Genomic DNA, 26,551 nt, shown 5'->3' on the forward strand with positions numbered 1-26,551 from the left:
CCTGCTCTCGAATTAATAGATTCAATAACGAAATAGACGGTTATTGAATAAGTCAATTCTCCTCATTAGCGCATATTAAAATCAAGTGTTTTTTTATCAAACAGCACAATTTGTTTAATCTCAACGGAAAAATTCAGCATATTTAAACCAATCTTAAACGGAATGTCATTTATTGATAAAAAATGTTGAATTGATCTAAATAATATGAACCAAATTCACCCCATTGATATTTTCGCGTCATAAATCCATAATAAGACATATATTTACATTACTTTCAGTATGTTATATACAAACAAAAACACAATAAATGTATTATTCCAATCTTAATCTTATCTTACCCCAACAACAATATGCTACGCCGAGGTAAAAAATAATGATTCTCAATTAGATAATGCGAATGAGAATAAATTTCATCACCAAAAATAATCACAGATAATAACTCAATCCTAATTCAAGGCAGCGATTATCCTGCTTCATCCTGCAAGGTAATCGTAGCAATCGCTTTCTCCGGTAAAAATACATTATTGTGCAACACAGGCATATATCGGCTGGCCCAGGTTTGCCACTCTCTATCAATAGATTGTCGCTCTTGATGCCAAAAATGATATATCTCCCACCGATAATCAAAGAGCAATAACCGCAGTCCAAAGATGGCTAGCCCGATTAAGCCCACCACCCCAAAAATTATCCGCCACTGTCGCGACTTGATGTATCCAAACCATAATTTTACAGAAAACATTTGAAATAATCCAAAAATTACATAGATAAAACAATGCCTTATAAAACATCATAAATACCATTGACTCTACGTCGCTTAATTTTCTCTTTTAAGCATGATTCTCATGACTTTCCAATGAAATTAAATCGGCTCAAAGGCGTTTTAATAGCAACTATACAAAGAACATCATCTTTATTTCATGGGATTATCGACGGCCGGTATCCATCTGCATTCCGGCGGCGGTTCTTTTGCTAATATCGCATCCAGTTCAGAGATTTTAGCTTGAAGTTTCGCAATGGCTTTTTCTATCTCCTCTCTATCCTTAGGATAGCGCGGAATTATTATTTCCCGCCTGACCTTTACCGATATATCAATATCTTTTCTTTAACGTTTTATTTCATCAAAGTCAATGGCGCTTTTTAAATAAGGTTTCATAATAGTGCTACACTTATTTTTTGTCTTCCTGACTTTTGCTGTGATGAAAACGATGCCAAAAAAGCATCAACATAATTAATCAACTGCCACATAAATTGACAACAATGATTTCGTGTTATTGTCTCATGGAGCGATTGTCATAATCGTTCTATTTTATTTAGCCACGGTGAATAGACGGGTAAAAACAACAGAGTAAATTTGGGATATCGTGCCAGCCACTCCTTTACCTTCTGACTTTTATGAATACCGTAGTTATCTAAGATTAATGTAAGGGTTTCCGCATGGGGATATTGATGATTCAGTTCATCTAACATTTTGATAAATAAATCAGAGTTCTTTTTTATTCCTTTAACATAGGTGACTTGCTCTGTTTGGGATTTTTCGCAATTGATCAGATCGCAAAAATCGAACTGAGTTCCCTTCCAGGGATCTATTATTTTGAAAATTCATTTAAATAAATAACGTATTATATAAATAGACTACGTTTATTTCATTTTCATTAAAACATGATTATCTCCTATAGGCTATAACCTATAAGTTATAAATAGTGTGCAAGCAGACTGGCAATAATAATTAATTACAGCTTGTGCAAACCTGCTTATGAATGAACAGTTAACACAAACAACTCACAAAACCCGGAGTATACATGTCAATAGAGAACCTATCGCTTTAAACAAACACTCTCTGTTATCAGGCAAATTATGCCCAAAAACTTCAACGATTCTTCAACGAATTATAAAAACCTATAAAAATGCATTATCTTAAATTGCTGAATTAACGATCAAGCCCGTATACTCACTGAGCGTTAAGACAAATCTGGAATAGCAAGTAGCTTACTTAGTCGCTCAAAATGTATTCCAGCAAGTGAAACTAAAGTTAAAACACAGGAAAATTATCATGACACGTTTAGGCTTATCTATAACTGTATTATCACTGTTATTCTCTGGCGCAGTATTAGCTGCACCTAGCACTCCCGTAACCCAATCTTCGGATACCAAGGCTACCCCTTCCCATGTGGAAAATACCAAAGCAGGGAAGAAATCCGACAAAACCGCACCTAAACAACACTCACACCAGAAGGCAGCAAGCAAAGAAGCTAAGAAGGCTCACTGAGTTTTCCGGCCTAAAACTTATATTATTCCGCAATTATGTCCGCAATCGTTATGACACAAGTTTAGTAACGTCATAACTGTAAATTCAGGGGGGAAAATCCCCCCCTCAACAGGCTATCGTGAAAAGCTTAACAAGCCCCTTCGGTATCTTCATCACCATAATATTTAACACCAATCCTGATGATATCCCGTCCCTGAGATTTACGGTGTTTATTCGTGTCACGCAATGAATAGATACAACCACAATATTCCTGCTGATAAAATCTTTCCCGTTTACTGATTTCGATCATCCGGGCTGAACCACCTTGCTTACGCCAGTTGTAATCCCAGTATTGAATCCCCGGATACTGACTTGCCGCTCGTTTTCCACAATCATTTATCTGCTGCATGTTTTTCCAACGAGAAATGCCCAACGAGCTTGAAATAACACTGAAATTATTTTCATAAGCATACAAAGCAGTACGCTCAAAACGCATATCAAAACACATGGTGCAGCGAACACCTCTTTCTGGCTCCAGTTCCATACCTTTAGCACGTTCAAACCAGTTATCGCTGTCATAATCCGCATCCACAAATGGCACATTGTGTTGCTCCGCAAAACGAATGTTCTCTTCTTTGCGAATTAAATATTCCCGTTTTGGATGAATATTCGGATTATAGAAAAAGACGGTGTAATCAATTCCAGAGGCATGTAGCGCTTCCATCACTTCACCAGAGCAAGGAGCACAACAAGAGTGCAATAATAATCGTTCCGCATTATCCGGTAACGTTAAAACAGGGCGAACATAGTTTTCCATTTAGCAGGCTCCATATAATTATAAGAATTAATTATAGAATATAGTTATTTTTAGCTTCAAATTTTTCGAATGAAATTCATCATGACTTATTTGCCGTTGCGATCCTTACTTTTCTGATCACAGTAAATTACCTGAAATTCTGGCAGATTCTACCGTTATCTTGTCATCATCAAAGTTTGTGCAAGGAAGTTCACTACCGATAAATCTGTTTTACGCTGATAGTTAGCTAAATTATAGCCAAATTCAGATACTTTTAACCAAAATAATTTAAATGGAGACCACCATGCGCCATACAATTTCTCTGCGTGACCTCTCTTTTCCGGCAATTACCGCCGGATTTGTCGCTGTTTTAGTCGGATATACCAGTTCAGCGGCAATTATCTTTCAGGCTGCGGAAGCGGCGGGCGCCACCACCCTACAGATCGGTGGCTGGCTAAGTATGCTAGGACTTGGAATGGGTATCAGCTCCCTAGGGCTATCGCTTTATTACCGCACCCCCGTCCTTACCGCATGGTCAACACCGGGTGCCGCGCTACTGGCGACAACGCTACCTGGAACATCAATCAACGAAGCCATTGGTATCTTTATCTTTGCTTCGGCACTGATCTTGCTGTGCGGTATTACCGGCCTGTTTGCTCGATTAATGAACTATATCCCACAGGCACTTTCCGCAGCCATGTTAGCCGGTATTCTATTACGCTTTGGTTTGGATGCTTTTTCTTCATTTTCGGTCAACTTCGTACTGACTGCCGGAATGTGTTTGACTTATCTTCTGGCACGCAGATATTTATCCCGCTATACCATCATCTTAACACTATTATCAGGGCTGATTATCGCCGCTTTACAGGGAGATATTCACTTTGAACAACAATCTACAGCCGCGTTTGTCACCCCTGAATTTATTACACCCAGTTTCACATTCTCTTCGTTATTGAGTGTCGGTATTCCATTTTTCATCGTCACAATGGCATCCCAAAACGCGCCCGGCATCGCCACACTAAAAGCCTCAGGATATCCGGTTTCTGTTTCGTCACTGATAAGCTGGACTGCGCTCATTTCACTGATCTTGTCACCTTTTGGTGGTTTTTCCGTCTGTATTGCCGCCATTACGGCCGCAATTTGTATGAGCCCGGAAATTCATGCTGACCCAAATCGCCGTTATATGGCCGCTGCCGTAGCAGGCGTGTTTTACCTGATAGCAGGACTGTTCGGTGGCTCAATCAGTATGTTATTCAGCGCCCTACCGGCGGCGCTTATTCATATTATTGCCGGATTAGCATTGCTTGGAACAATTTCTGGCAGCCTGCTACAAGCGTTACAAAATGAAAAGCAACGAGACGCCGCAGTAATCACATTTTTGATCACCGCTTCCGGTGTGACGTTACTTGGCGTAGGCGCTGCATTCTGGGGATTAATCGGTGGAGTAATAACCATGATCCTTTTATCTCTGCCGAGGAAAACCAAAATAGTTCATTAGATGAACAGTAAAATTATACTTTTCAGCACTTTATGATACTTATTATCAATAAAACTTATGATAGTTTGCCGGGTCTGTTGCGCTTTGAATATTACGATGGGACGTATCTAACAACCTTAAATTTTCTTACCCGCAAAGCCGAGCTTCCTATTATGAAATTTTTTGATACGAAATTTTCTGATATTAGTAAGTTAGCCGTTATTTCATCATGCCTGGCAATCCCTTATAGCTATGCTGATGATCACCCAATTCTTTCTCTCTCTGTCAGCCAATCCGGAAGAAGCCAAACGACTGCTGATGGTAGTTTATCCAGAAAACCAAATAAGCAAGAATCACGGATACTTCCGATTTGGGGTGATGAAGCTAGAGCTAAAGGTTATGACCTACCGGAACCTTTTGGCGCCAGTTACGGTTATATGAATATGCGACAGAATATCATTGTAGACGATATTAAAATCATTATACCGAATACCCCAGAATTTGAAGACGCACTGGATATCCAGACAGGAAAAACCAGAGGAAAGAATGAATCACATATGCTCAAACTGGATACTTGGGTTCTGCCTTTTCTGAATGTTTATGGCGTTTATGGCTGGACAAAAGGCACATCGAAAACCAACATTGAAGGAATCAGATTTGCTGGTTTCTCTATTCCTGATATGAAAGATATCCCTTTCGCACTGGACTTTAAAGGTAAAACCTACGGTGGCGGTTTAACTCTGGCAGGGGGTTACGATCAGTTTTTCGGTACGCTTGATACCAACTATACCTACACTAATCTGGACATTCTGAATGGTAAAATTAGCGCTCTGGTTGTTACACCACGTGTTGGTTATGAGTTTATATTCCAGCCAATCATCCCAGGACAAGGAAATACCAAATTGCAAGTATGGACCGGTGGTATGTACCAGAGAATTACTCAGGAATTTAAAGGCAATATTAGTAATCTGGATTTACCCCCCATGTTTGACAAACTGGTCAGTGCATTCGACGATTATGATAGTATGAAATTCAAAGTAAAACAGCATATTGCATCTCGCTGGAATAATACTGTTGGTGCAAGGCTGGAAGTCACCCGCCATTTTAATCTGCTGACTGAAGTTGGCTTTAACAAACGTAACAGCTGTTATATTTCAGGAGAGTTCCGTTTTTAAATGAATATCCGCTGTACTTTACATGGGCTGGCTTTAGTCAGCCTTTTTATTTCTGATTTCTCATATAGTGAAGCACTACTTAGCAGGGAAAAAATCGATGGCTGGCTGGAAAAATTAGGTGGCAGTAATACCTATGACAGCAGTAAAGCGATTGACTGGGGCGTTTTACCCGGCCCCTTTTATACTCCAGAGTTAGGTGCCGGTCTCGGTGTTGCTATCGTCGGTCTCTATCGACCAGATGATAATGATCACACCAGCCAAATCTCTTCTCTTTCCCTAAATGGATTTGCCTCTTCAACCGGTGCCTTTGGCTTCACATTTGATAACTACAATTTCTTTGCTGATGACCAATGGCGTTTTTTCCTTTCCGGTACATTGAACAACGTTCCCACTTATTACTGGGGTACGGGATATCAAGCAGGTAAGGTAGATGATCGCAAAGAAAAATATCGCTCACAGGAATTGCGCTTACAACCCCGAATTCTCTATCGCGTTGCTGATTCTACCTATTTAGGCGTCGGCTGGCATTTTTCATCATTACACGCCAAAGATCCCGATAACGGTGCTAAAAAACTTTTCGCAGCCGAGAATGATGGACGATCCATATTGAGTTCTGGCGTCAGTGCCTATTTCAGCTATGACACACGGGATTTTGTGCCTAATGCTCATCAAGGACAAGTGCTTGATATTACTTACACCCATTTTTCCCCGGCATTAGGCAGCGACCGTCGGTTTAACACCGTGGATATGCAATACAGCACCTATTATCAATTAGATGAGAAATCTGTACTGGCATTTGATAGTTATGGTCGTTTCATTGACGGCCAGGTGCCCTGGAATATGCTGTCAATGTTAGGTAATGGCAACCGGATGCGCGGATATTATGAAGGTAGATACCGGGACAAAAATGTTATCAGCACTCAATTAGAATATCGGCGCAAATTGGACTGGCGGCACGGATTCGTCTTATGGGCTGGGGCTGGCACCCTAAGTCATTACGCAGAAGATATAGGCTCAAAAAACTGGCTACCCACAGTTGGCGCTGGCTATCGTTTTGAATTTAAACCCAAAATGAATGTCAGACTGGATTTTGGCATCGGTAAAAAAAGCAATGGATTTTATTTTCAGGTGGGAGAGGCGTTTTGAAATTGCGTTTATGGATTGCTGCTTTAACGTTAGTTGCAGGATGCCAGGGAACTTTTTCTTCAATCGCACCAGTACAACCTGACTTAAATAGTGAAACAACCGCCGAAGCCACCCGTGCATGGCCGGTTCTTGCTCCGATTCCCTCACCCGAAGGATTAAGAGCTTGCTGCGCTTTTGGCTATAATTTAAAAACTGAATTACTGACCATTCCAGTCCCTTTTTACCACATAAGTAATGTGTTAGATGCCGATAATCTTGGGGCACATAATTATAACAACAGTTTTTTTGGTACCGTTGCTTCATTAACCGGGCTCAGTAATGAAAAAGTAGGGATGATATATACCCGCCGGGGCGGATTCATTGATATTTCCCATGTACGGGATACCGCTGATAATGCGGTTTTTCTGTTCAGTCAAATCTGGCCCCGTCTTGGAGAAGAGTGGCAAATAGAACTCAGCAACGAATTAGCATCACGCCGTATCCAGTTCTATCAATTCACACCACCAGCAGCGATAGAACAACGTTATACCCTAACTGCTTATCTAGCGGTAAAATTGGCTTTTGAACTTGCTGCATGGCATGAAATCGCCCAATGGTATGGTTATCAGTCTGTACCAGGATTTTCTGAAAAAGTGTCGGCATTCTCCCCGGAAGATCTCTACTCTAATCTACTAGGCGCTCGTCTTTCCCTCTCTTTGATACTGGCAGGACAAGTGCCGTCAATGAAGCAATACCGTCTATCAATGCAAGCCATTCTGCCTCCAGCACTGCGTGAACTGGAAGCCTTATCCCCTGATGAAACGCGGAAAATGTTTGAACAGATTGATGGTATCTGGTGGGACAGCAAACGCCGTATACCCGATAAACGTTTAATCCTTCAACGCGATTTCCATACTCACAGTGATCGCACACCTAATATGGTGCCGACAGAACAGCAATTTCCACTTAGGCTCACCCTGCCGCAACAATATATTGGCTACAGATTATCTGAATTGGCCGAACTACAATTGTGGCCCAGTCGCCAAATGAAAGATCTTCCTGTACCAGAAAGTTACTGGATTGCGCTTGATTTTCCACAATTGGCAGAAAAAGCGAAAGAACAACAAGAGAATTATTGATTCACATATTTTTGATGAAAGAATGAATATAATATTATGAGTTAAAACATATAAGCGACTTTAAATTACCATTTCTCAAATGATAATCACATTGAAATATCATCAATTATTATTTACTATTTACATAATGTTACATAATAATATAAACCCAACATTATCTATAATAAAAACAAACTATACCAACTGCACTTCAATTAAGTCATAAAGGGAAAACCCTCATCACCAAGGCGTTATTTCACCGGATAAAAATCGTATTGAAATATTTACAAAGATAAAAAAACCAATAAATAATTGATATAGAATAATTAATATTACATGACACCTAAAAAACAAATCAAAAGGTCACAAAAAAATTAACCAACCCAAAAGACCAAAAAAGAAATAAAATCTCAAAAAGACGCAAAAATTAGAGAATAATTTCTAATTATACTCATAAACTGTGTATTTCACTTATTTTTATCGAAAAAATAGACATTCACTCTTAATTTAACTTAAATAACAAAAATCCCTTCTTAAATAGGTTTAATCGTCTATAATATATGTTTTCAAGTTATAAATATGTATAAACAATATCATCTTTATCTAAATAGATAAAATAAGAACTTACATTGGAAATTATTAAAATCATTAAACTAAAGCTCAAGTTACTAAACTATTTTCAACTATATAATATGTTGATTTTTATTTTAAATTTAAAGTATTAATCAATTTAATAGATAAAAACCAATATTGTTTTCTTAATTTATTTGATGTATCTGGGGATTCAGGGCCCCTATCTTTACCCCCTGATAAAACCAATTAAGATGTCCCTACTCCTGGAGAGGAAAAATGAATAAACTCGCGTTATCAACCACCGCCGCCCTTATTTTTGCCTCAGGTTCTGCTGTTGCAGCCGATAATGCTGCTGGCGGTACACTACATTTCTCTGGTGCAGTCACTGATGCTACTTGTACTATTAATGGTGGCGCTTCAGCCAACCTGTCAATTATATTGGAACCTATCTCAGTCACTCAAGCCGGACAAAAAGAAGGCTTAATTGATTCTGGTAAGAAAGCATTTTCACTGGAATTTTCTAACTGCCAATCCAAAGCTGTTGGTTTTGATCCAGCAACCTCTATGTTAAAAATCCAGTTCACATCATCAAATACCATTGCTAACGATGGTAAATACCTGGTCAACCAAGAGCTCAATGCAAACGGCAAGCCGAAAAACGTAGGTATCGCTATTGTTAAACACAGCGAAGAACACGCCCCTATTATGCTGAATAAGGCGTTTGATACAGGAATCAAGGGCTCTACGGCAGCACCCGAAATTGTCGATTTCTATGCGAAATATTACAAAGTAGGTACTGCTGATGCAGATCCAGGTAAAGTAGTAACGATGGTTACTTATCACGTTACTTATCTATAATTATTTACTACAATAAATAAAGCCTATTTAAATAAATAGGCTTATTTAATTTGGCAAAAATAACGTTATGAAGAAATTATTTTTAGCTATATTATTAGGGATGACGACTTTATCTGCTCATGCCAACATCGTTATTAACACAACACGTGTTATTTACCCATCCAGTAATAAAGAGGTATCGGTTCAATTATTAAATGCAGGGGATCAACCCTCCCTAGTACAATCCTGGATAGATGATGGTGATCCTAATTCAACACCTGAAACAGCTAAAGTCCCCTTTTTACTCACCCCTCCAGTCGTCAAAATTGATGGCAATAATGGGCAGCAATTAAGAATTAAGCACATCAACAGCAATCTACCGACTGATCGTGAATCGCTGTTTTATTTAAATGTTCTGGATATTCCCCCCGTTGCAGAAAATATTGGTGACAAAAACGTCATGCAGATTGCTATTCGTACCCGGATCAAATTTTTCTACCGGCCTGATAAGCTTTCTATTTTACCGAAACAGCTCCAACAACATATTGTATTAAAACGTGAGGGTGGCCAACTAAAATTGGAGAATTCATCACCCTATTTCGTGAATATCGTCGGCCTTAAATCTTCCGATACTCAACCTAACTTACTCAATGAAGGAACAATTATAAAACCGTTCTCCTCTCATTCATTCAGTACCAATGAAAAAGTAAAAGTTGGAGACAAATTAACTCTGGCTATTATTGACGATTTTGGTGCTATAAATAAATTAACTTTACTACTTCAATAGTGATATTACTGGCATAGCATAGAACATGATAAGACAAAAAGTTAGTCGGTTAGCTCTGATAATAGGTGCCTTGCTGTATACAGGTTGTTTATGCTATGCCGCAACATTTAATACTGATTTTCTCGCCGGTGAATCTGCAAAAGCAGATTTATCCCGGTTTTATTCCACTTCAGAACTGCCCGCAGGCCGTTACGATATTGATATATATCTGAATAATGACTGGAAAGGAAGATTTGATATTAATATCCAGAATGAGGGTAAAGATATTTACTTATTTAATGAAGATCTTTCTAGATTAGGTATAAAAATTGATAAAAACCAATTATCAGAATCAAATTTATCCAAAGATGAAATTCTTCTTACTAAAATAATATATGAAGGAACCGCTAATCTCGATGTTCCTAAACTCAGTCTACATCTTGTGGTCCCGCAGGCGTATGTCAAAAACGAGCTAAAAGGCTATATTGATCCTGCATTCTGGGACAGAGGTATCCCCGGCGCTATGCTGTCCTATAATGCCAACTATTACCATACTCAAAATAGGAATAAACAAAACCGCGACCATGAAAATGAAGATAATGTTTACGTGTCGCTTAATAGCGGTTTAAATCTATTTGGCTGGCAATTACGTGATCAATCCTCTTATCACTACACACGTTCAAATGGTGATAAATGGAGTAATAATACCCGTTATCTGCAACGGGGAATTTCATCAATTAATTCAGAACTTCGCATTGGCGATAGCTATACATCCAGCGATTTATTCGACTCTTTCCGTTTTCGAGGTATCAATCTGAAAACAGATATGCGCATGTACCCCGATGCCTGGCAAGGATTTTCCCCTATCGTCAGAGGAGTTGCGCAGACTAACGCTCTGGTAAAAATCACCCAAAATAATGTTGTTATTTATCAAGGTAATGTGCCACCGGGACCGTTTGCCATTGATACTATTTTACCAACAGGTTCAGGTGGTGATTTGCTAGTTGAAGTGACGGAAGCAGACGGACGTGCTAATAGTTTTACCGTCCCCTTTTCATCCGTTCCTAATATGATGAAAGAAGGTCTTGGCAAATATGATATCAGTGCAGGTAAAACACATATTGCTAACAGTCGTTATAAACCAAACTTTTTTCAAGCCAGCTATCAATATGGTTTTAATAATGTCCTGACCGGTTATACAGGCACCATTATCAGTAAAGATTATTACTCGCTATTGTTAGGTAGTGGCTTTAATCTACCCATTGGTGCTGTCTCAATTGACGTTTCACAATCCAGCGCCAAATTTGATAATAGCCCAACCATGAAAGGTCAAAGCTACAAATTGGCTTATAGCCGCTATATTCCACAAACAAAAACAAATTTTTCGCTGGCGGCTTATCGCTATTCAACTAAAAATTATCTCACCTTAATCGATGCAATTGATCTACATGACTGGATAAGCAACGGCTATAACCAACAATACTATTCCCATCAAAAAAATACCTTTAATATCAATTTAAATCAGAATCTTGGTAGTGGTGCTGGTTCACTTTTTCTTTCGGGAACATTCCGTGATTACTGGGGAACCCAGAATAAAAGCAGAGAATATCAAATGGGGTATTCCAACAGTCTGGGTAAAGTCAATTACTCCCTGACAGCAAGCCGTGTCCGATACAATATCAATGAAACAGAGAGTAAAGAGGAACAGCGCTACTATCTGATGCTATCCATTCCTTTCGAGTTGTTTGGCTACCCCGCCTATTTGACCAACAATATCTCAGTCAATGAAAGCCACTATGACAACAGTAACGTAGGATTAAGCGGCAGCGCAGGCCCAAGCAACCGTTTGAATTACCACTTCAACATTTCAGATCAGAAAAGCGGTTCGACAACAACCAGTGCAAATTTGACCTATAAAACATCCGTTTCCACATTGAGTAGTTCTTATAGCCAATCCACCGAGTATCGCCAAATGGGGCTTGGCGCAATCGGCAGTTTGGTTGCTTATCAAGGCGGCATTCTGGCTGCTAATCAGGTTGGGGAAACTTTCGCCATCATTGACGCGCCGGGCACGGCAAACGCTTCTGTGAATGGAGATAAAAGCATGGTGACAAACAACAGCGGTAAGTTGCTGATACCTTATCTTTCTCCTTACCGTAAAAACGCCATCATGCTAGATACCAGTGAAGTATCAGAAGATGCCGCTGAACTTATCGGTAATATCCGAGATGTTGCGCCATATTCCGGTGCGATTACCCACATCGGATTTAAAACAGACCAGCGGAAAACGTTTGTTTTCTATGCCGCCCAGGCTGATGGTAAACCTTTACCTTTCGGGACTGAAATTGTCGATTCAGAAGGTAACAGCTTAGGATACGTTGGTCAGGGCAGCATGGTTTTCCTGCGAGCAGAAAAATTACCACAACAAATTTATATCCGCATCGGTCAGCTAGGCGAAAAGAGTTGCACAATAAACGATCCACAGCCTGAAATGGGCTCAACCGCCAATATTTGCCGTTAAGGGAGAAGAATAATGAAACTTAAGCCATTGTATCTGGCGGCCATAATCAGTCTAAGCAGCAACATAGCCTACGCAGACTGCCAACCTAAATATGCAATAACAGCACCGGCAATCACGGTAGATATGACAGATAATCTCACCCTGAACAGTAATGCAACCTGGATACTCAACACCCAATATTCTGGCTATTTTACATGTACAAGAAATTCATTATGGAAACAAAACTCTGTTGCTAACGGTTCGCCTTTTACCAAAAACAAAGTTGTCTTAGGATTCAATGGCGGCAAAGATTATGCCGAAGTGACCGTCACGAATCTTTCTCCTAGCAATAGTATTAATCTGGGAAACAGTAATGACACATACCCTGCTGGCAAATTGCAAGCCCAATTTACACTTAATGTAAAACTACTGGGCGGCAGACCCGGTGGTAGTAATATTCATGTCTTTTCCGGCAATTCTGCAACATTAAAAACTGCTGTAATTGCTATGGATACCACCAACTTAGGAATCCTTGATGCCATTCTCCGTTTCGCTACCGATTTCCTGACCTTTATTCTTACCTGGGAGTGGCCGACGCATTCTGAAGATATCTATTACCAGCCCGTTACGATGATTTTTAATCACAGAGATACAACTTGTCACTTCTTAAATGCTGGGTTAACAGTGAATCTACCAAAAGTCAACCGCATTAGATTGCTTAACGGAATAGATAAAGGCGAAACCCCTTTTACCCTGAACTTTGAATGCAAATATCTCCAAAACGGTAAAACTTCACGCTCAGTTAAAGCTTACCTAAGCAGTAATAATCTGCTGCCAAATGACAATCAAACCTTAATTGATAGCAAAGCCGGTGCCGCTAAAGGTGTTGGTATCCGTGTCTCTCAGACAAGTGATTCATCGCCGATAACTTTCAGCGCCTCGCCATCCTCATCCCGTGGCGCGACACTGCTATTCAGCAAAAACTCCGGCAATGTCATTGATAAAAACTTTTCCATCGACCTTAATGCTTACTACCACGTTTATGATCCGCAAAACATCATAGCAGGGGACCTGAAAGCAACCTCTGTGCTGAACTTTGAATACAATTAATCAAGAGGAAAATTACCCAAGAGGCAAAGGAGATGTCTCTTATTTCCCCTATCCGAATTAAAAATTTATGTTTCAATAAGTAATAATTTGTAATAAAGTGTTTCTGAAGAAAAATTCATTTACATTTATAATCTCCCCTGAGTTTACGTAACATAATGATAACCCTAACATTAAGTAATCACGCACACTCAACTAATTTCTTAATAAAATAGTGTAACTCTACGAAAAATAGAAAAAACATATTTACACTTATTAATAAAATTTAAAAAACAATATCAAGAACAATATATTCAAGCCTTATTAAAGAATAAACAGAAACAACAACCAGTCTGAAATAAAAATATATCTCAATAAAAAACAAGACAAAGAAAATCATAAAAACAGAAAGATACAGTATATAAAAAAACCCAACAATATTGATTAACAATAAAAATAATAAATTAAAAATCAACAACATAGAATAAGTTAAAAATAAAAACCTTATATGTTAATATAATTTCACGCAATACAAAAATGTAATAAACAATTTAACCCAACATAATAAAAATATGAATTCCACTCCCCAAAACCACCTTTAATATAAAAATATAAAGATAAATATTTATAATTATCAACAAATAAATTATTAAAAATTTTTTATCCTTATATACACCTTCATTATTATATTTTCACAATATCACCTGAAGTAAATATTTGTAACACATTGTTACTTATTTTAACTTAACATTTAGAACCATATCGAATATCCTGCATCGCACCAATGACAATGGATACATTAGAAAATTAGCTCAAGCCTGACAAAGACGACTTAATTTTAACTCACAGAGGAAAAAGACCATATCGGTAACTGGTCACCTTTTTATGAAAATGATAATTATTCTTATAACGGCAATATTAATATCAATCAGTTTACTACTCGCCGCAGTATTCTTACGATTGGCTGTACTATAATTAACAGTACTATATAAAACCAGATTCAATCACTTTCGATATTATACTAACTGGTTTACAAATCATTTTTCTTTTGAAAAAGCAACTTACAGACACAAAACTAACTCGAAAATCATGATTATATCTGATGGATAATTCACCCATAACAGGTAATATTTTGTACACGAATAGCACATAACCATATATAAATTAATAAAAAACCACAGAACAAATGAGCAAAATAATAATTTTTATTACAGAAAATATATTTATGAATCGCTAATAACTCTGGCTATGCTGGATTTATTTTGCTAACATCAGCTTGTTTTTTATTCAGAGCAAACGAGGAAAAGCAATGCCCTCTCAAACGATGAGGACAACTGCCATCTTCGCTTTCTTTATCTCACTATTGTTTTCCGCTTTTAGTCATGCCTCAACCAGCACCGCTAAAAGCATAGAGTATTCTCACAATGACATGCAAAGCAGTTTGCCAGATTTGCGAAAATACCCTTCGGGCACCCTACGTAAGAAAGCGTTTTTAAATGTTGTTGTCCCTGTGATTGATCAACACAATCAACAAATTATGCAGGAACGGAAATGGCTATTGGAACACCAAAACGCCAAGCATTGGTCCATACAGGATATCAAGCGCCTGCAACAAATTTGTAAAAACTACAACGTGAGCTGTAGCAGCTCGCCTAAAAAAGTTAATTGGAGCAAGCTACTAAGTCGTGTTGATATTATCCCAACCCATTTTGTTGCCACTCAGGCCGCAACAGAATCTGGCTGGGGAACATCTAAGCTTGCACAACAGAATAACAACTTGTTCGGTATGCGTTGCGGTAACAACTGTAAGAAAACCCAAGGTAAAATAAAAGGTTATTTCTCCTACTCGACCATCAATGATTCTGTCGAAGCTTATATGAAAAATATGAATACTCATAACGCTTATGAATCATTGCGTGTTTCACGCGCCAAGCAGAGAAGCCTTCAAGAATCACTAAATACCAGCAAATTGATTGATAATCTTGAAGGGTATTCACAATTGGGTTCGACTTACAACAGTTATCTGCATAAAGTATTTAACAGCAATAAAGGGCTTATTACTCAGGCGCAGAAGTTAGCCAAAAACGACCATGACTAAGGGCCTAAATAAGTCATTAGCATGAATATCTTCTGTTTGAATATCTTGTGCTAAGTACCAATATCATCCGTTACCATAGCCCACTATGGAACGGATGATTTTCTTATGTCCATCGGTTTGTTCTTTTCATTGATAGAATGTTTAGATCAAATACTATAATATCACCCAATATTAACCTATATTAAGATAAAATGATTGACCAGAGTTTAATATGAATTTCTTTTCTTTTGAGTTTCTTGGTTCCTTTGTTGCTTTCTTTCTCTTGTATTGGATGCTACAAAAAAATGCGAAAGCACAAAACTATCTACTGATAATCGCAAGTTATCTGTTTGTCTTTTCCTTTAATCCTCTTTTCACCGGCATCCTATTTAGCTATACGCTATTTATTTATCTTTTAACAAACATAGCCAGCAAATTTCTATCCAATCGCATCACATTTACTATCCTAACGATAGGTATTCTGGGATGTTTTACGCTATTCAAATATTATTCTTTCTTTCAGGAAAGTCTCCAACAAGCGTTTGCCGAATTTGGCTTGTCCATAGATTTACCTGTACTGACACTACTCATCCCTTTGGGTTTATCTTTCTATGCATTTCATTCCGTCAGCTATGTCGTTGCTGTCGCAAGAAAAGAGATGCCCAAAGCATCATTTCCTGATGTCGCCTTATACCTATGCTTTTTTCCAAGTATTGTTGCCGGACCAATCAACCGAGCTAAAAATTTCCTGCCTCAAATCCAGATTTCATCAAGAGTAATCATTGAACCATCAAGAGCTATATTACTGATTGCACTGGCGATAATTAAGCTATTCTTATTCAGCTCTTATTTATCTGAAAATTATGTCAATCCAGTTTTTGATGATCCTGCCAGCTACAATACGGGGCAAATACTGGTTGGTATCTATGCCTATGCATGGCATATCTATTTTAATTTTTCTGGTTATACCAACCTTGTTACTGGATTAGCGCTACTCCTTGGTTTCAGGGTACCTGAAAACTTCAATGCCCCTTATCTGGCAGAAAACTTGCAAGCTTTCTGGCGCCGTTGGCATATCAGTTTGTCTGAATTTATCCGTGATTATGTCTATATTCCTTTTGGTGGTAATAAGAAAGGATTTATACGTAAGAATCTTAATTTGTTTGTCGCTATGGTAATCTCTGGATTATGGCATGGAGCCGGAATTAACTTCATTATCTGGGGAGCTATTCATGGATTGGGATTAATAATCCTCAATGTCAAATACCAGTTATTTCCCTCAATAGACAGAAAAAATCAAAATATTTCCCGAAACCCAATCAGCTCATTTTTATCAAGAATCATCACTTTCCACTTTGTCTGTCTGGCATGGGTTTTCTTCCGCTGTCCTACTCTAGATGATGCACTAATATTGTTAAATCAATTGATATCATCAGATTTATTTCACTCGATAATAGCCGACAGTGGGTTGTTACTGATGTTCTGGGGACTCTTTATTATTTATCCGTGGCTGATTAATCTAAAAATAATGGTTGAGAAAATACATTCTCAAATTTCATGGATATGCTACCCAATACCATTAGCAATTATTCTGACTTTGGTATTTATGCTTTCACCACAAGGAATACCAGGATTCATTTATGCCAATTTCTGAATTCAAATCTAATTTAAAAACGGCAGGGCAAGTCATATTTACCGTAATATTAACTAGCCTACTGTTAATCTGGCTAAATCATCGTTCACTGGATAGATTTTGGCAACAGGAATACCATCAGCAAAGCCTTTGGGCTACTTTACAAGGTCATCCGCTCTGGGATTTCGGTGATAACCTGGAACAAGGCGTACTCGCTGCGGGGGAAGCTTTCATGTTACATACTACCGGCAATAACAGTGGCAATCATCAGCAAACTTCCCAGGAAGCTGATATCACACTGCCTGCGGATTTTCAGATTGGACTCAAGCTCCTAAGTGGTTATCCCTCTCCTGTTACAAATCTGCCTGCAACTTTTCCTGAGTTATTACAGAAATCTTCCCATACTCATCCTGTTAATTCACCAATACCTCATGATTTAAGGAATAATGTTTCCCCCAGTGCGGTTATCGGTAAAACCAACGTGACACTGACTGCCAAAGATAAAGTACTGTTTGCCGGAGATTCAATGATGCAGGGTATCGCTCCCCATCTGAAACGTCGACTCTACCGAAATTACAGTATTTCAAGTATTAATCTCAGCAAACAAAGTACTGGACTTGCTTACCCTAGTTTTTTTAACTGGCCGGAAACTATCAACAAAACACTGGAAGCCAACCATAATATCAAGCTAGTTGTTATTTTTTTGGGACCAAATGATCCCTGGGATATGCCACCAAAACATGGAAACACCTACCTGAAATTCGCCAGCCCCGATTGGGAAAATCTCTATCGCCAACGTATCGACATGATACTTACCGAAGCACGTAACCACGGTGCTGATATTATCTGGGTTGGTCCTCCCAATATGCGACAGAAAAAACTCTCCACCAGCATGGAATATCTGAGATCCTTGTATCGATCAGAAGTCACGAAAGCTGGGGAAATCTACGTTTCTGTTAATGATATTTTTAAATACCATGCAAATGATTATTCCGATTATATTGGCGATAATAGTAACAAAATTAAACTCAGAAGTGGTGATGGTATACACTTTAGCTTGAAAGGCCAGCAAACTATCTCAGACAACATATTTTCATTGATTAAATTTATTCAGGAACCAGCCAAACAAAATGGAACCAAGCAAAATGAAAATAGCTAAACAACTCCGTCGGCGATACCAATCTGCTGGCATTAGTCTGATCATCACACTCTCTTTAAGTTTGATATCGTGCCATAAACAAATGCCAACACAACAACCGGCAAAAGAAAATCAACAGCTAATAGACTTCGGTGAACCAAATTTAGCCTTACTGGCGAATAAACTGCATAACAGTCACCATAATCAACTGCATTTTGTTCAGATAGGCGATTCCCATACCGCTGCTGATTTTTTTACCGGCAAGCTTCGCTCTTTATTGCAACAACGTTTTGGCGATGCAGGGATTGGTTTTGTTAGCCCAATTAATGTACCTGGCCAACGTAACGCTATGGTCAGTATGACCGGTAATACACAGCAATGGAAACTCACTACCAGCCGCAAAGATAATCGGCCTGATTTTCCTCTTGGCGGTGCAATTGCAGAACCCAATAGCCAAATAAGTCAATTAATTCTAAAGCTGTTTGCACCATCCCATGATCGCTATCAACTCAAGACGTTATACCAAGCATCGGGGGATGCTCAGATTCTGGTTCAATCTGCCACCAAACGAATCGTGAAATTATCGGCAACCCACGGTCACTGGCAATTTTCTACTGGAGAATCTGTTACATTCCCAGTTAATATTATGGCGATACAAAATAATCAGTTAAAATTAGGCGGCTGGTTTATCAAACGCGCACAACCAGGTATTATGTTATCTGCCTTGGGTATTAATGGTGCAACTATTAATATGATGGATAAGTGGCAGCCACAATGGATTGATACATTAGTTCAAATGCGTCCTGATATGGTGATCCTCGCTTATGGCACAAATGAGGCTTTTAATCATTCGCTTGATTTATCAAGCTATCGCCAGCAACTGGAAACGAAGATAAAGCAGATTCGTAATCAGCTACCACAAGCAGTTATCCTTATTATTGGGCCAGGTGATTCTTTGAAAAACAATCAACTTACAAGTTGTACAACACAACAACCAACAATGTTGGATAATATCATCCATATTCAACAAAAAGTCGCTCAAGATCAGCACACACTATTCTGGAACTGGCGTGAATATATGGGTGGAAAATGCTCAATTAAGAGCTGGGCGCAACAAGATCTTGCTCGTCCTGATTATGTTCACCTTTCGGCCGCGGGTTATGAGCGCAGTGCTGAAACTTTATATCAACAATTAATAAATATTCTCGATCAATAAGCAACAATAAAGCTTGATTGGGAATAGTACTAAATACTTATCTTGTTTTTAGTGCAGAGAAATTAAACTTATAATCTTAGGTTTACAATATGTATGAACTCACAAGAAACCCATTTAATAAAGACAAATTGTCTTTTTTGTTGTATTTAATACGTTGAAAAATAAGTTTATACATGTGTAAAACATAGCGTCAAAAAGAGTATTTAAAATATGATTTTTCCAAAAAAGTATCCTCTCAGTGCTATAAAAAGACTCATCTCCGGCTGGAAAGAGTGTAGTTTCGAACGTTACCAACAAGCGTATTCTCTTTATGGTGGTGGAATATCGACTCATCCAGATATTGTACGCTTCTTAAATGAAAAATTTGGCAATAGTTTTATCTTTTACGTCAAAGAAAATCCACAAATAGAAAACGTTATCGAAGGGGCATACTTTACATGTAAAGATCATCATCTGGCAGCAAGTCACCAAAAAGATTACCACTTCTTCACCTATGATGAAATTATCTTCCCTATCGCCAAACATCTAAAAACCATCATTCCAGGGAAATCTAAAACCATATCGCTCCTGCACAAAGAAAATTTTATCAACGTTTGTTATGGTCGGTTAAACAAACGAACAGTCTGTCTTGCTAAAGAAAAATTTTCTTATAAAACAAGAAGAAATCGAAGTAATGAAATTAACAAATTTAAGCGTTCTGGTGGAGAAATACATCAAATTAACGATTTTACCTGCCAAGAGTTCATCGATATTTACACCACACTGTACGAAAAACGCTGGACATATAAAACACACAATGAAGAAGAGAAAGAAAAATTAACTGAATTATATACCGAACTCAAACAACATCTATATGGAAATGTATTAACTATCAATGGTGCCCCAGTTGCCTACGATTTAGTCATAAAAGCAGACAGTCCCCAGTGGATTTCATTTGATGCAGTAGACGGCGGACTCGATCCTAAATATTCCAATCTCAGTGTTGGCAGTATTCTAATGTGGTTAAATATTCAAAATGCTTCAACGCTCTGTCAAGAGAATCAAAAAACGATGCGCTATTCTATTGGTAGACCTTCTCTCACCTATAAAGATCGCTGGTGCCACCGCCACCCGCTAGCAAGAACACTCTTTTAATGTCACCAATATTTTCAGGTAGTTTACTTATCTTGCCGCCTTGTGACTGCTCCCCGCCGTAAAAAACGGCGAGGCTTCCCACTTCTCAGGCCGCCACCGTCTTTATGACGGATTGACGCTGGCCTCCGTGGGCAGAAACGACGAGTCCCGCCGCCTGTAATTCTGTTATGCCCTTGCGCTGGATGTTGAGCGCCGCATTGATATCGCGGTCATGTTCGACATAACAGCAAGGGCATGGCCAGATCCGCTTACGCAGCGGCAGTTCTGGCATTTTGTGACCGCAGCCATGACAGGTTTTCGAACTGGCGAACCACTGATCCAGTTTGACCAGATGGACGCCCGCCACTGCGGCTTTGTATTCCAGTTTCATGAGGAAGCTATTCCAGCCCGCATCCCCGATAGCGCGGGCAAGGTGGTGATTCTTCATCATGTTAGCCGATTTCAGCGTCTCAACAATGACCACTTGGTTTTCGTCAACCATTGTTCGGGAGAGTTTGTGTTGAAAATCGGCGCGGGCATGGGTTACCCGCTCATGGACAGACGCCAGACGTAATCGGGCGTTGATAAGGTGACACGGGTTATTGACCTTCTCTCCGGTCGACTGGATAAGATAGTGGGATAACCCCATATCACACCCGGTCACGCGGGTGATAACGCCCGGCTTTTCCAGCACGTCTTTACCATCATCACACAGGATAGCGGCGAAATATTTTCCCGTGGCGGTACGAGAAAGCGTAATGCTCTTCACTTTCCCTTCAATTTTTCTGTGTATGCGTGCTTCTATCGGTGACAATTTCGGGATCTTCACTGCGCCCTCCAGCACTTTCACCCCAACACAGTGATAGCTCGATTGCTTACCCTGTTTGCGTTTGAACGTGGGAAATTGGGCGCGCAACTTCGGATTGAAAAAATTATCAAACGCAGTATGCAGATTGATCACCGCCTGCTGTAATGCAATGGCGTCATATGCCTTGAGCCAGGCATACTTGCGGGATTGCTTCGCGACCGCCAGTAACGGTTTGAGGTCTTTGCGCGGATTTAAATTCACGCCGTGACGTTTGTAGGCATGCTTTTTGATGTGCAGCGCCTTGTTGTACGCAAAACGGACCGCCCCGAACTGGCCGTTAAGATACTCGGCCTGTTCGGGTGTGGGGTAGATGCGGACTTTGGTCGCTCTTAACATATTCAGCGCTCATTGATAAAGTGAATTCATTTTAGCCTGTTTTACCGGCAGATATCCATTCAGTCAGGAGACGTCGGAGTCGCCAGCCCTAAAGCCCTCTGGGCTTTTCGCCTGATATCCCCACCCGCACTGGGCAAAGGTTTACGGCGGTTTTTGCGAATACAATCCCTGAATTCATACAAATTACAACATAGTAAAGAAAACCATTCCAACAACCGCGCCTGTTGTTCCAAGAATAGTTTCCATAATTGACCAAGTTTTCAGTGTCTGAGATTCTGTTGCACCAGTAAATTTACCAAATAACCAAAAGCCTGAATCATTAACATGGCTCAGTACCAAAGAACCACCCGCAATACAGATTGAAAGAGCTGCAAGCTGGGCGCCAGAATATTCCAGAAGATCAACAACTGGCAAAATCAGACCAACAGTTGTCAAACAAGCAACGGTTGCAGAACCTTGAATAATACGTACTGTTCCAGCAAGGATGAAACACGCTAATGCAATAGGCAAGCCCGCACCAATCAATGCATTTCCCAAAGCAGGACCAACACCAGAATCCACTAATACTTGTTTAAATACACCACCAGCCCCAGTCACCAATAAAATAATTCCAGCCGGTTGAATAGCCGAAGAGCAAATATCCATCACTTTTTCTTTACTCATCCCACGGCGAATTGCCAAACCATAAATAGCAATCAAACAAGCCACTAAAATCGCAGAAAATGGATGACCGATAAATGCAAGCCACTGATACAACTCAGAACCCTGTTCAACAAAATTCTCACCAATAGCCTTTAATCCAACCAAAGCCAAAGGGAACAGAACCAGTGACAAACTCAAACCAAAAGATGGCATCTTACCTTGACCAAGACTTGGCTCACTTATATCGTTGGGTAAATCCAGAGTGACATACTTACTGATAAAACTACCGAAGATTGGCCCCGCTAGTAACATCCCAGGAATCGCGGCACTGATACCAATCAAGATCATCCAACCAAAGTCAGCATTCATTTGTGAAGCCAACAACATCGGTACTGGACCAGGTAACAAAAACGCTGCGGCGGCTGCAACACCGGCAAACAAAGGAATAACCAGCTTGACTACATTACCGCCAGTACGACGCGCTACTGCAAATGCCACACCAATCAATAAAACAATCGCTACATCAAAGAACAACGGCAAAGCACAAACCAGGCCAGCAATCCCCAGTGAATAATGAGCATTCTTTTCACCAAAACTATTTAGTAATTTAACCGCAATTTGATCCAGTGCGCCTGTTTCATGCAGAACTTTACCAAACATTGCCCCTAGTGCGACAACAATAGCTAAGAAACCTAACGTTCCCCCCATTCCTTCTTGCATTGTTTCAGCAATTTTATCCAGTGGCATACCAGAAAAAACACCCGCTCCCATAGAAACCAGTATTAACGCAACAAAAGCGTGTATTCTGGCTTTCATCACCAGAAACAATAGTAAGAGAACAGAACCCACCGCTGTCAGCACTAAGGTTAAAGTATTCATTATTTTTCCCCTGAAATGACACTATTAATTATTCTTATCGAGTGATTTATCACTTCATCAAGAGATGATCTAATGTCAACCAGATAAACATCCTGTTCATCACTCTCTGGCTCTTCTAATGCCTCAAACTGAGATACCAACATTTGAGGTTTAAAAAAATGATCTTTACGTGCCTTCAATCGACTTTCAATTAAATCAAAGTCGCCTTTCATATAAAGAAATGACAGATTCTTATTATTATCACGCAGTATATCCCGGTAATGTTTTTTTAAAGCAGAACAAACAATTAAGGAGACCGAGTTTGTGCGTTGCATAGCAAAAATTGCATGGTTCAATGATTTCAACCAAGGCTCACGATCTTCATCATTCAGTGCATAGCCTTTAGCCATCTTACTAATGTTAGATCTTGGGTGTAAAAAATCACCATCTAAAAAAGCAGAATCCAATTTACAGGCTACAGCACTGGCAACAGCAGATTTACCACTACCGGATACCCCCATAAGCACAAAAGCATGATTCGAATGCTGGGTATCACCCATATAAACTCCTTAACGTAGATATTTTATCTACAAAATGTTACCGGTAACTGTTATCGGTAACATTATCAGAAGTAGAGATGAAATTCGCAACAACACGAAATATTCAGGAAATATAAATGTGACACTCATCACAAATTAGTTCAAAAAAATGCAAATCCACCAGACCGATTAGATACTCTCCCCCGGAGATAACTGAAAACCTATATCAATCATTTTTTGCGGTAAATGTTCGCCTTTCAACCGAGCCATTAATAATTCGGCAGCCCTCCGCCCCATTAAGTCACGAGACGTCAATACACTGGCAAGTTTTGGTGTCATCGCTTGACCAACATCATGACCATGAAAGCCAGCTATCGCAATATCATGCGGTACAGCTATCCCTTGACGTTGGCACTCGAAAATTGCGCCGATAGCGAGATCATCGTTAGTACAAAATAGACCATCAACATCAGGATATTTTGTTCGTGCTTCATTCAGTAACTGCCCCCCTAACGTGTAAGAAGAGCTGTCTGGAGTCATTATCTTACCTGGTTTTAACCCCGCACTTTCCATTGCAGCTTCATAACCCTCCAGACGAATAATTGTCCTTTCATCTTGTCTCGCACCAAGATAAATCACCCGCTGACAACCACGCTCAATCATTGCCATTGTCATTTGCCGAGCAGCTTCAAAGTTGTCAATACCGACCGCCGTATCAAAACAAGGAGAAACACAATCCATCAGCTCAACGACAGGGATACCAGCCGTTTCCAACATTTTTAAAGTTCGTGGAGTGTGAGTGCGTTCTGAAAGAATCAAACCATCAATATTATAGGAAAGTAAAGAAATCAAACGCTCTTCTTCCTTTTCTGAGCGATATCCATAGTGAGCCAACATAGTTTGATAACCATAATTGTCCGTCACATATTCGATACCACGGATAACCTCCGCAAAAACTTGGTTAGTCAAAGAAGGCAATAAAATACCAATAGCATGACTAGTAGAATTAGAAAGAATATCCGGCACTTTATTTGGGATATAACCTAACTCATCTAAAGCATCCGCTATTTTTTCTCGCAATTGCTCAGAAACTTGATCAGGATTACGTAAGAAACGACTTACCGTCATTTTAGTTACACCAACACGATCAGCAACATCTTGTAAAATAGGGCGTTTTTTCTTCATATTTCAATGCAATATAGAATTAGTCAAGTTTAGGATAATAAACGCAGTGTTATGACATATTTATACACTATAAGGATACATTTTTTAAACTTAGTCTGATAGTGAAACCGTAATCCCCATTTATTCAATGCATCGTAAAATCTCATCCTTTAGAGCGGAAATATAAGAAATGTTTTTTTATTAATCAGGAGGATTTATTACCGAATGATTGAAAGGCAATGAACCACCACAATCAGCAAGAACCAAGTCTCGACAGTGACTAAGAACTTGAAAATTGCCAAACCTATCAAAATCAGATAGCAGAGACATTAAGTCAGCTTAGGAGAAATGTCCAGACGAAATTAAGGTTTAATCATTCGATACTGACTCAAGGTTAATATGAACTACGTTGTTAACTTAAGTACAAGCAGGCATGCAATTAAGAGAAAACTCTCGTCAGCTCATACCAATTAAGAAAAGGCTACGTCATAAAGTACTCAAAACCGATATCAAAAATAACCTGTTAATCAGCATGCCGATAAGATTTATCCTACTGATCCACTTTGAAACCTTCCTCGACTAGATTTTAAAATCTATTGAAAACATTGAAAGGTTGAACTCAACTACGGCGAGATAAAACACAGGCAATTAAGTCATGTGTATACACTTAGTCATTAAGATGTTGAAAACATTTCATTAAAAGTGACGAACAAGCCCCATTTTCTATAATTTGGTTCGTTTAGCAATAATATTTACGACACGAACTCATGGAAGTCCTAACCTCATTATTGCACTACAGTTTATTCAAGCAGAGTTTTTACGGTGTATGAGACAAAATCCCAAAGAAATTTCAACGATTATAGGAAGAAGAGCAACTTATATCATCTAATAAGAAGTGTGGAAAAAACTTTGCCCAAGGCAAATTCTATTCAGAGAAAAACAGCGATATACCGCTAAATACAAAACTGCCAGCCGCAGATAGCTAATGTACTGGAGATAAAGGGATGATTAACAAAAGCAAATTTCGACAAGCATCGTAACGTTTATGGAGCCAAAGCAGCGGCTGTCTTACAAACGCAAAAACCCCCAGCTTACGCTGAGGGTTTCCACTGTATTTAAAGCCTGGCAGTGTCCTACTCTCACATGGGGAGACCCCACACTACCATCGGCGCTACGGCGTTTCACTGCTGAGTTCGGCATGGGGTCAGGTGGGACCACCGCGCTATCGCCGCCAGGCATATTCGGTTTCCTTCCGGCCGTTGCGTCTCT

20 protein-coding genes, 1 rRNA gene and 1 pseudogene are annotated in these 26,551 nt (G+C 39.3%); 14 read left to right on the top strand and 8 right to left on the bottom strand.

The window, feature by feature from the left end:
• Positions 1–463: 463 nt before the first annotated feature.
• Together EAE93_RS22710 and EAE93_RS22715 are read right to left on the bottom strand one after the other, a co-directional pair.
• Positions 464–739, bottom strand: coding sequence for a hypothetical protein (locus tag EAE93_RS22710; RefSeq protein ID WP_214040612.1), 276 nt, complete (start codon positions 737–739; stop codon positions 464–466).
• A 410-nt stretch (positions 740–1,149) separates the two neighbouring features.
• A pseudogene (locus tag EAE93_RS22715) lies at positions 1,150–1,533 on the bottom strand (IS630 family transposase); the annotation flags it as partial.
• A gap of 517 nt (positions 1,534–2,050) precedes the next feature.
• Here EAE93_RS22715 and EAE93_RS22720 point away from each other — a divergent pair.
• Positions 2,051–2,266, top strand: coding sequence for a hypothetical protein (locus EAE93_RS22720; RefSeq protein WP_036780415.1), 216 nt, complete (start codon positions 2,051–2,053; stop codon positions 2,264–2,266).
• A gap of 127 nt (positions 2,267–2,393) precedes the next feature.
• Here EAE93_RS22720 and EAE93_RS22725 read toward each other — a convergent pair whose 3' ends face one another.
• Positions 2,394–3,062 carry an epoxyqueuosine reductase QueH gene (locus tag EAE93_RS22725; RefSeq protein WP_036809691.1) on the bottom strand — a complete coding sequence of 223 codons (669 nt, stop codon included), beginning with the start codon at positions 3,060–3,062 and terminating at the stop codon, positions 2,394–2,396.
• A 283-nt stretch (positions 3,063–3,345) separates the two neighbouring features.
• Here EAE93_RS22725 and EAE93_RS22730 point away from each other — a divergent pair, with 283 nt between their 5' ends.
• The 13 genes from EAE93_RS22730 to EAE93_RS22790 all read left to right on the top strand — a co-directional run bounded on the left by EAE93_RS22730 (position 3,346) and on the right by EAE93_RS22790 (position 20,896).
• Positions 3,346–4,539: a benzoate/H(+) symporter BenE family transporter gene (locus tag EAE93_RS22730; protein WP_036780412.1), complete on the top strand. Its 1,194-nt coding sequence runs from the start codon at positions 3,346–3,348 to the stop codon at positions 4,537–4,539.
• A gap of 152 nt (positions 4,540–4,691) precedes the next feature.
• Positions 4,692–5,693 (top strand): hypothetical protein, encoded by a 1,002-nt coding sequence (locus EAE93_RS22735; RefSeq protein WP_036809800.1) that lies wholly within the window; start codon positions 4,692–4,694, stop codon positions 5,691–5,693.
• Positions 5,694–6,839 (top strand): BamA/TamA family outer membrane protein, encoded by a 1,146-nt coding sequence (locus EAE93_RS22740; protein ID WP_110086885.1) that lies wholly within the window; start codon positions 5,694–5,696, stop codon positions 6,837–6,839.
• Positions 6,836–7,957, top strand: a complete 1,122-nt coding sequence (locus EAE93_RS22745) for a DUF4056 domain-containing protein (protein WP_046396374.1) — start codon at positions 6,836–6,838, stop codon at positions 7,955–7,957. Before EAE93_RS22740 ends, EAE93_RS22745 begins: the two co-directional genes overlap by 4 nt.
• An 828-nt stretch (positions 7,958–8,785) precedes the next feature.
• Positions 8,786–9,367 carry a fimbrial protein gene (locus EAE93_RS22750; protein WP_036780407.1) on the top strand — a complete coding sequence of 194 codons (582 nt, stop codon included), beginning with the start codon at positions 8,786–8,788 and terminating at the stop codon, positions 9,365–9,367.
• Between the two features lie 67 nt (positions 9,368–9,434).
• On the top strand, positions 9,435–10,133 hold the full coding sequence (locus EAE93_RS22755; protein ID WP_036809702.1) for a fimbrial biogenesis chaperone: 699 nt from the start codon (positions 9,435–9,437) through the stop codon (positions 10,131–10,133).
• 25 nt (positions 10,134–10,158) lie between these two features.
• Positions 10,159–12,633 (top strand): fimbria/pilus outer membrane usher protein, encoded by a 2,475-nt coding sequence (locus EAE93_RS22760; protein WP_214040613.1) that lies wholly within the window; start codon positions 10,159–10,161, stop codon positions 12,631–12,633.
• A gap of 12 nt (positions 12,634–12,645) precedes the next feature.
• Positions 12,646–13,722 (top strand): fimbrial protein, encoded by a 1,077-nt coding sequence (locus EAE93_RS22765; RefSeq protein ID WP_036809708.1) that lies wholly within the window; start codon positions 12,646–12,648, stop codon positions 13,720–13,722.
• Between the two features lie 1,285 nt (positions 13,723–15,007).
• Positions 15,008–15,796, top strand: a complete 789-nt coding sequence (locus EAE93_RS22770) for a protein bax (RefSeq protein WP_036809710.1) — start codon at positions 15,008–15,010, stop codon at positions 15,794–15,796.
• Between the two features lie 211 nt (positions 15,797–16,007).
• Positions 16,008–17,429 carry an MBOAT family O-acyltransferase gene (locus EAE93_RS22775; protein WP_214040614.1) on the top strand — a complete coding sequence of 474 codons (1,422 nt, stop codon included), beginning with the start codon at positions 16,008–16,010 and terminating at the stop codon, positions 17,427–17,429.
• Entirely contained in the window at positions 17,416–18,567 is a 1,152-nt protein-coding gene (locus EAE93_RS22780; RefSeq protein ID WP_036809713.1) for an SGNH/GDSL hydrolase family protein, read from the top strand. The genes EAE93_RS22775 and EAE93_RS22780 overlap by 14 nt, the downstream gene beginning before the upstream one ends.
• Complete coding sequence (locus tag EAE93_RS22785) at positions 18,554–19,762, top strand: SGNH/GDSL hydrolase family protein (RefSeq protein ID WP_214040615.1); 1,209 nt, start codon at positions 18,554–18,556, stop codon at positions 19,760–19,762. Before EAE93_RS22780 ends, EAE93_RS22785 begins: the two co-directional genes overlap by 14 nt.
• Before the next feature lie 210 nt (positions 19,763–19,972).
• Positions 19,973–20,896, top strand: coding sequence for a GNAT family N-acetyltransferase (locus EAE93_RS22790; protein WP_036809718.1), 924 nt, complete (start codon positions 19,973–19,975; stop codon positions 20,894–20,896).
• Between the two features lie 85 nt (positions 20,897–20,981).
• Here EAE93_RS22790 and EAE93_RS22795 read toward each other — a convergent pair whose 3' ends face one another.
• The 5 genes from EAE93_RS22795 to rrf all read right to left on the bottom strand — a co-directional run bounded on the left by EAE93_RS22795 (position 20,982) and on the right by rrf (position 26,518).
• Positions 20,982–22,079: an RNA-guided endonuclease InsQ/TnpB family protein gene (locus EAE93_RS22795; protein ID WP_036809721.1), complete on the bottom strand. Its 1,098-nt coding sequence runs from the start codon at positions 22,077–22,079 to the stop codon at positions 20,982–20,984.
• 183 nt (positions 22,080–22,262) lie between these two features.
• Positions 22,263–23,600: a gluconate transporter gene (gene gntU / locus EAE93_RS22800; RefSeq protein WP_036809724.1), complete on the bottom strand. Its 1,338-nt coding sequence runs from the start codon at positions 23,598–23,600 to the stop codon at positions 22,263–22,265.
• Positions 23,600–24,139, bottom strand: a complete 540-nt coding sequence (gene gntK / locus EAE93_RS22805) for a gluconokinase (RefSeq protein WP_036809727.1) — start codon at positions 24,137–24,139, stop codon at positions 23,600–23,602. The genes gntU and gntK overlap by 1 nt, the downstream gene beginning before the upstream one ends.
• 168 nt (positions 24,140–24,307) lie before the next feature.
• Complete coding sequence (gntR, locus tag EAE93_RS22810) at positions 24,308–25,303, bottom strand: gluconate operon transcriptional repressor GntR (RefSeq protein WP_036780378.1); 996 nt, start codon at positions 25,301–25,303, stop codon at positions 24,308–24,310.
• Positions 25,304–26,402: 1,099 nt separating this feature from the next.
• A 5S ribosomal RNA gene (rrf, locus tag EAE93_RS22815) occupies positions 26,403–26,518 on the bottom strand.
• Positions 26,519–26,551 lie beyond the last annotated feature (33 nt).

Source organism: Photorhabdus akhurstii (assembly GCF_018448925.1).
GTDB classification, from domain to species: Bacteria; Pseudomonadota; Gammaproteobacteria; order Enterobacterales; family Enterobacteriaceae; genus Photorhabdus; species Photorhabdus akhurstii.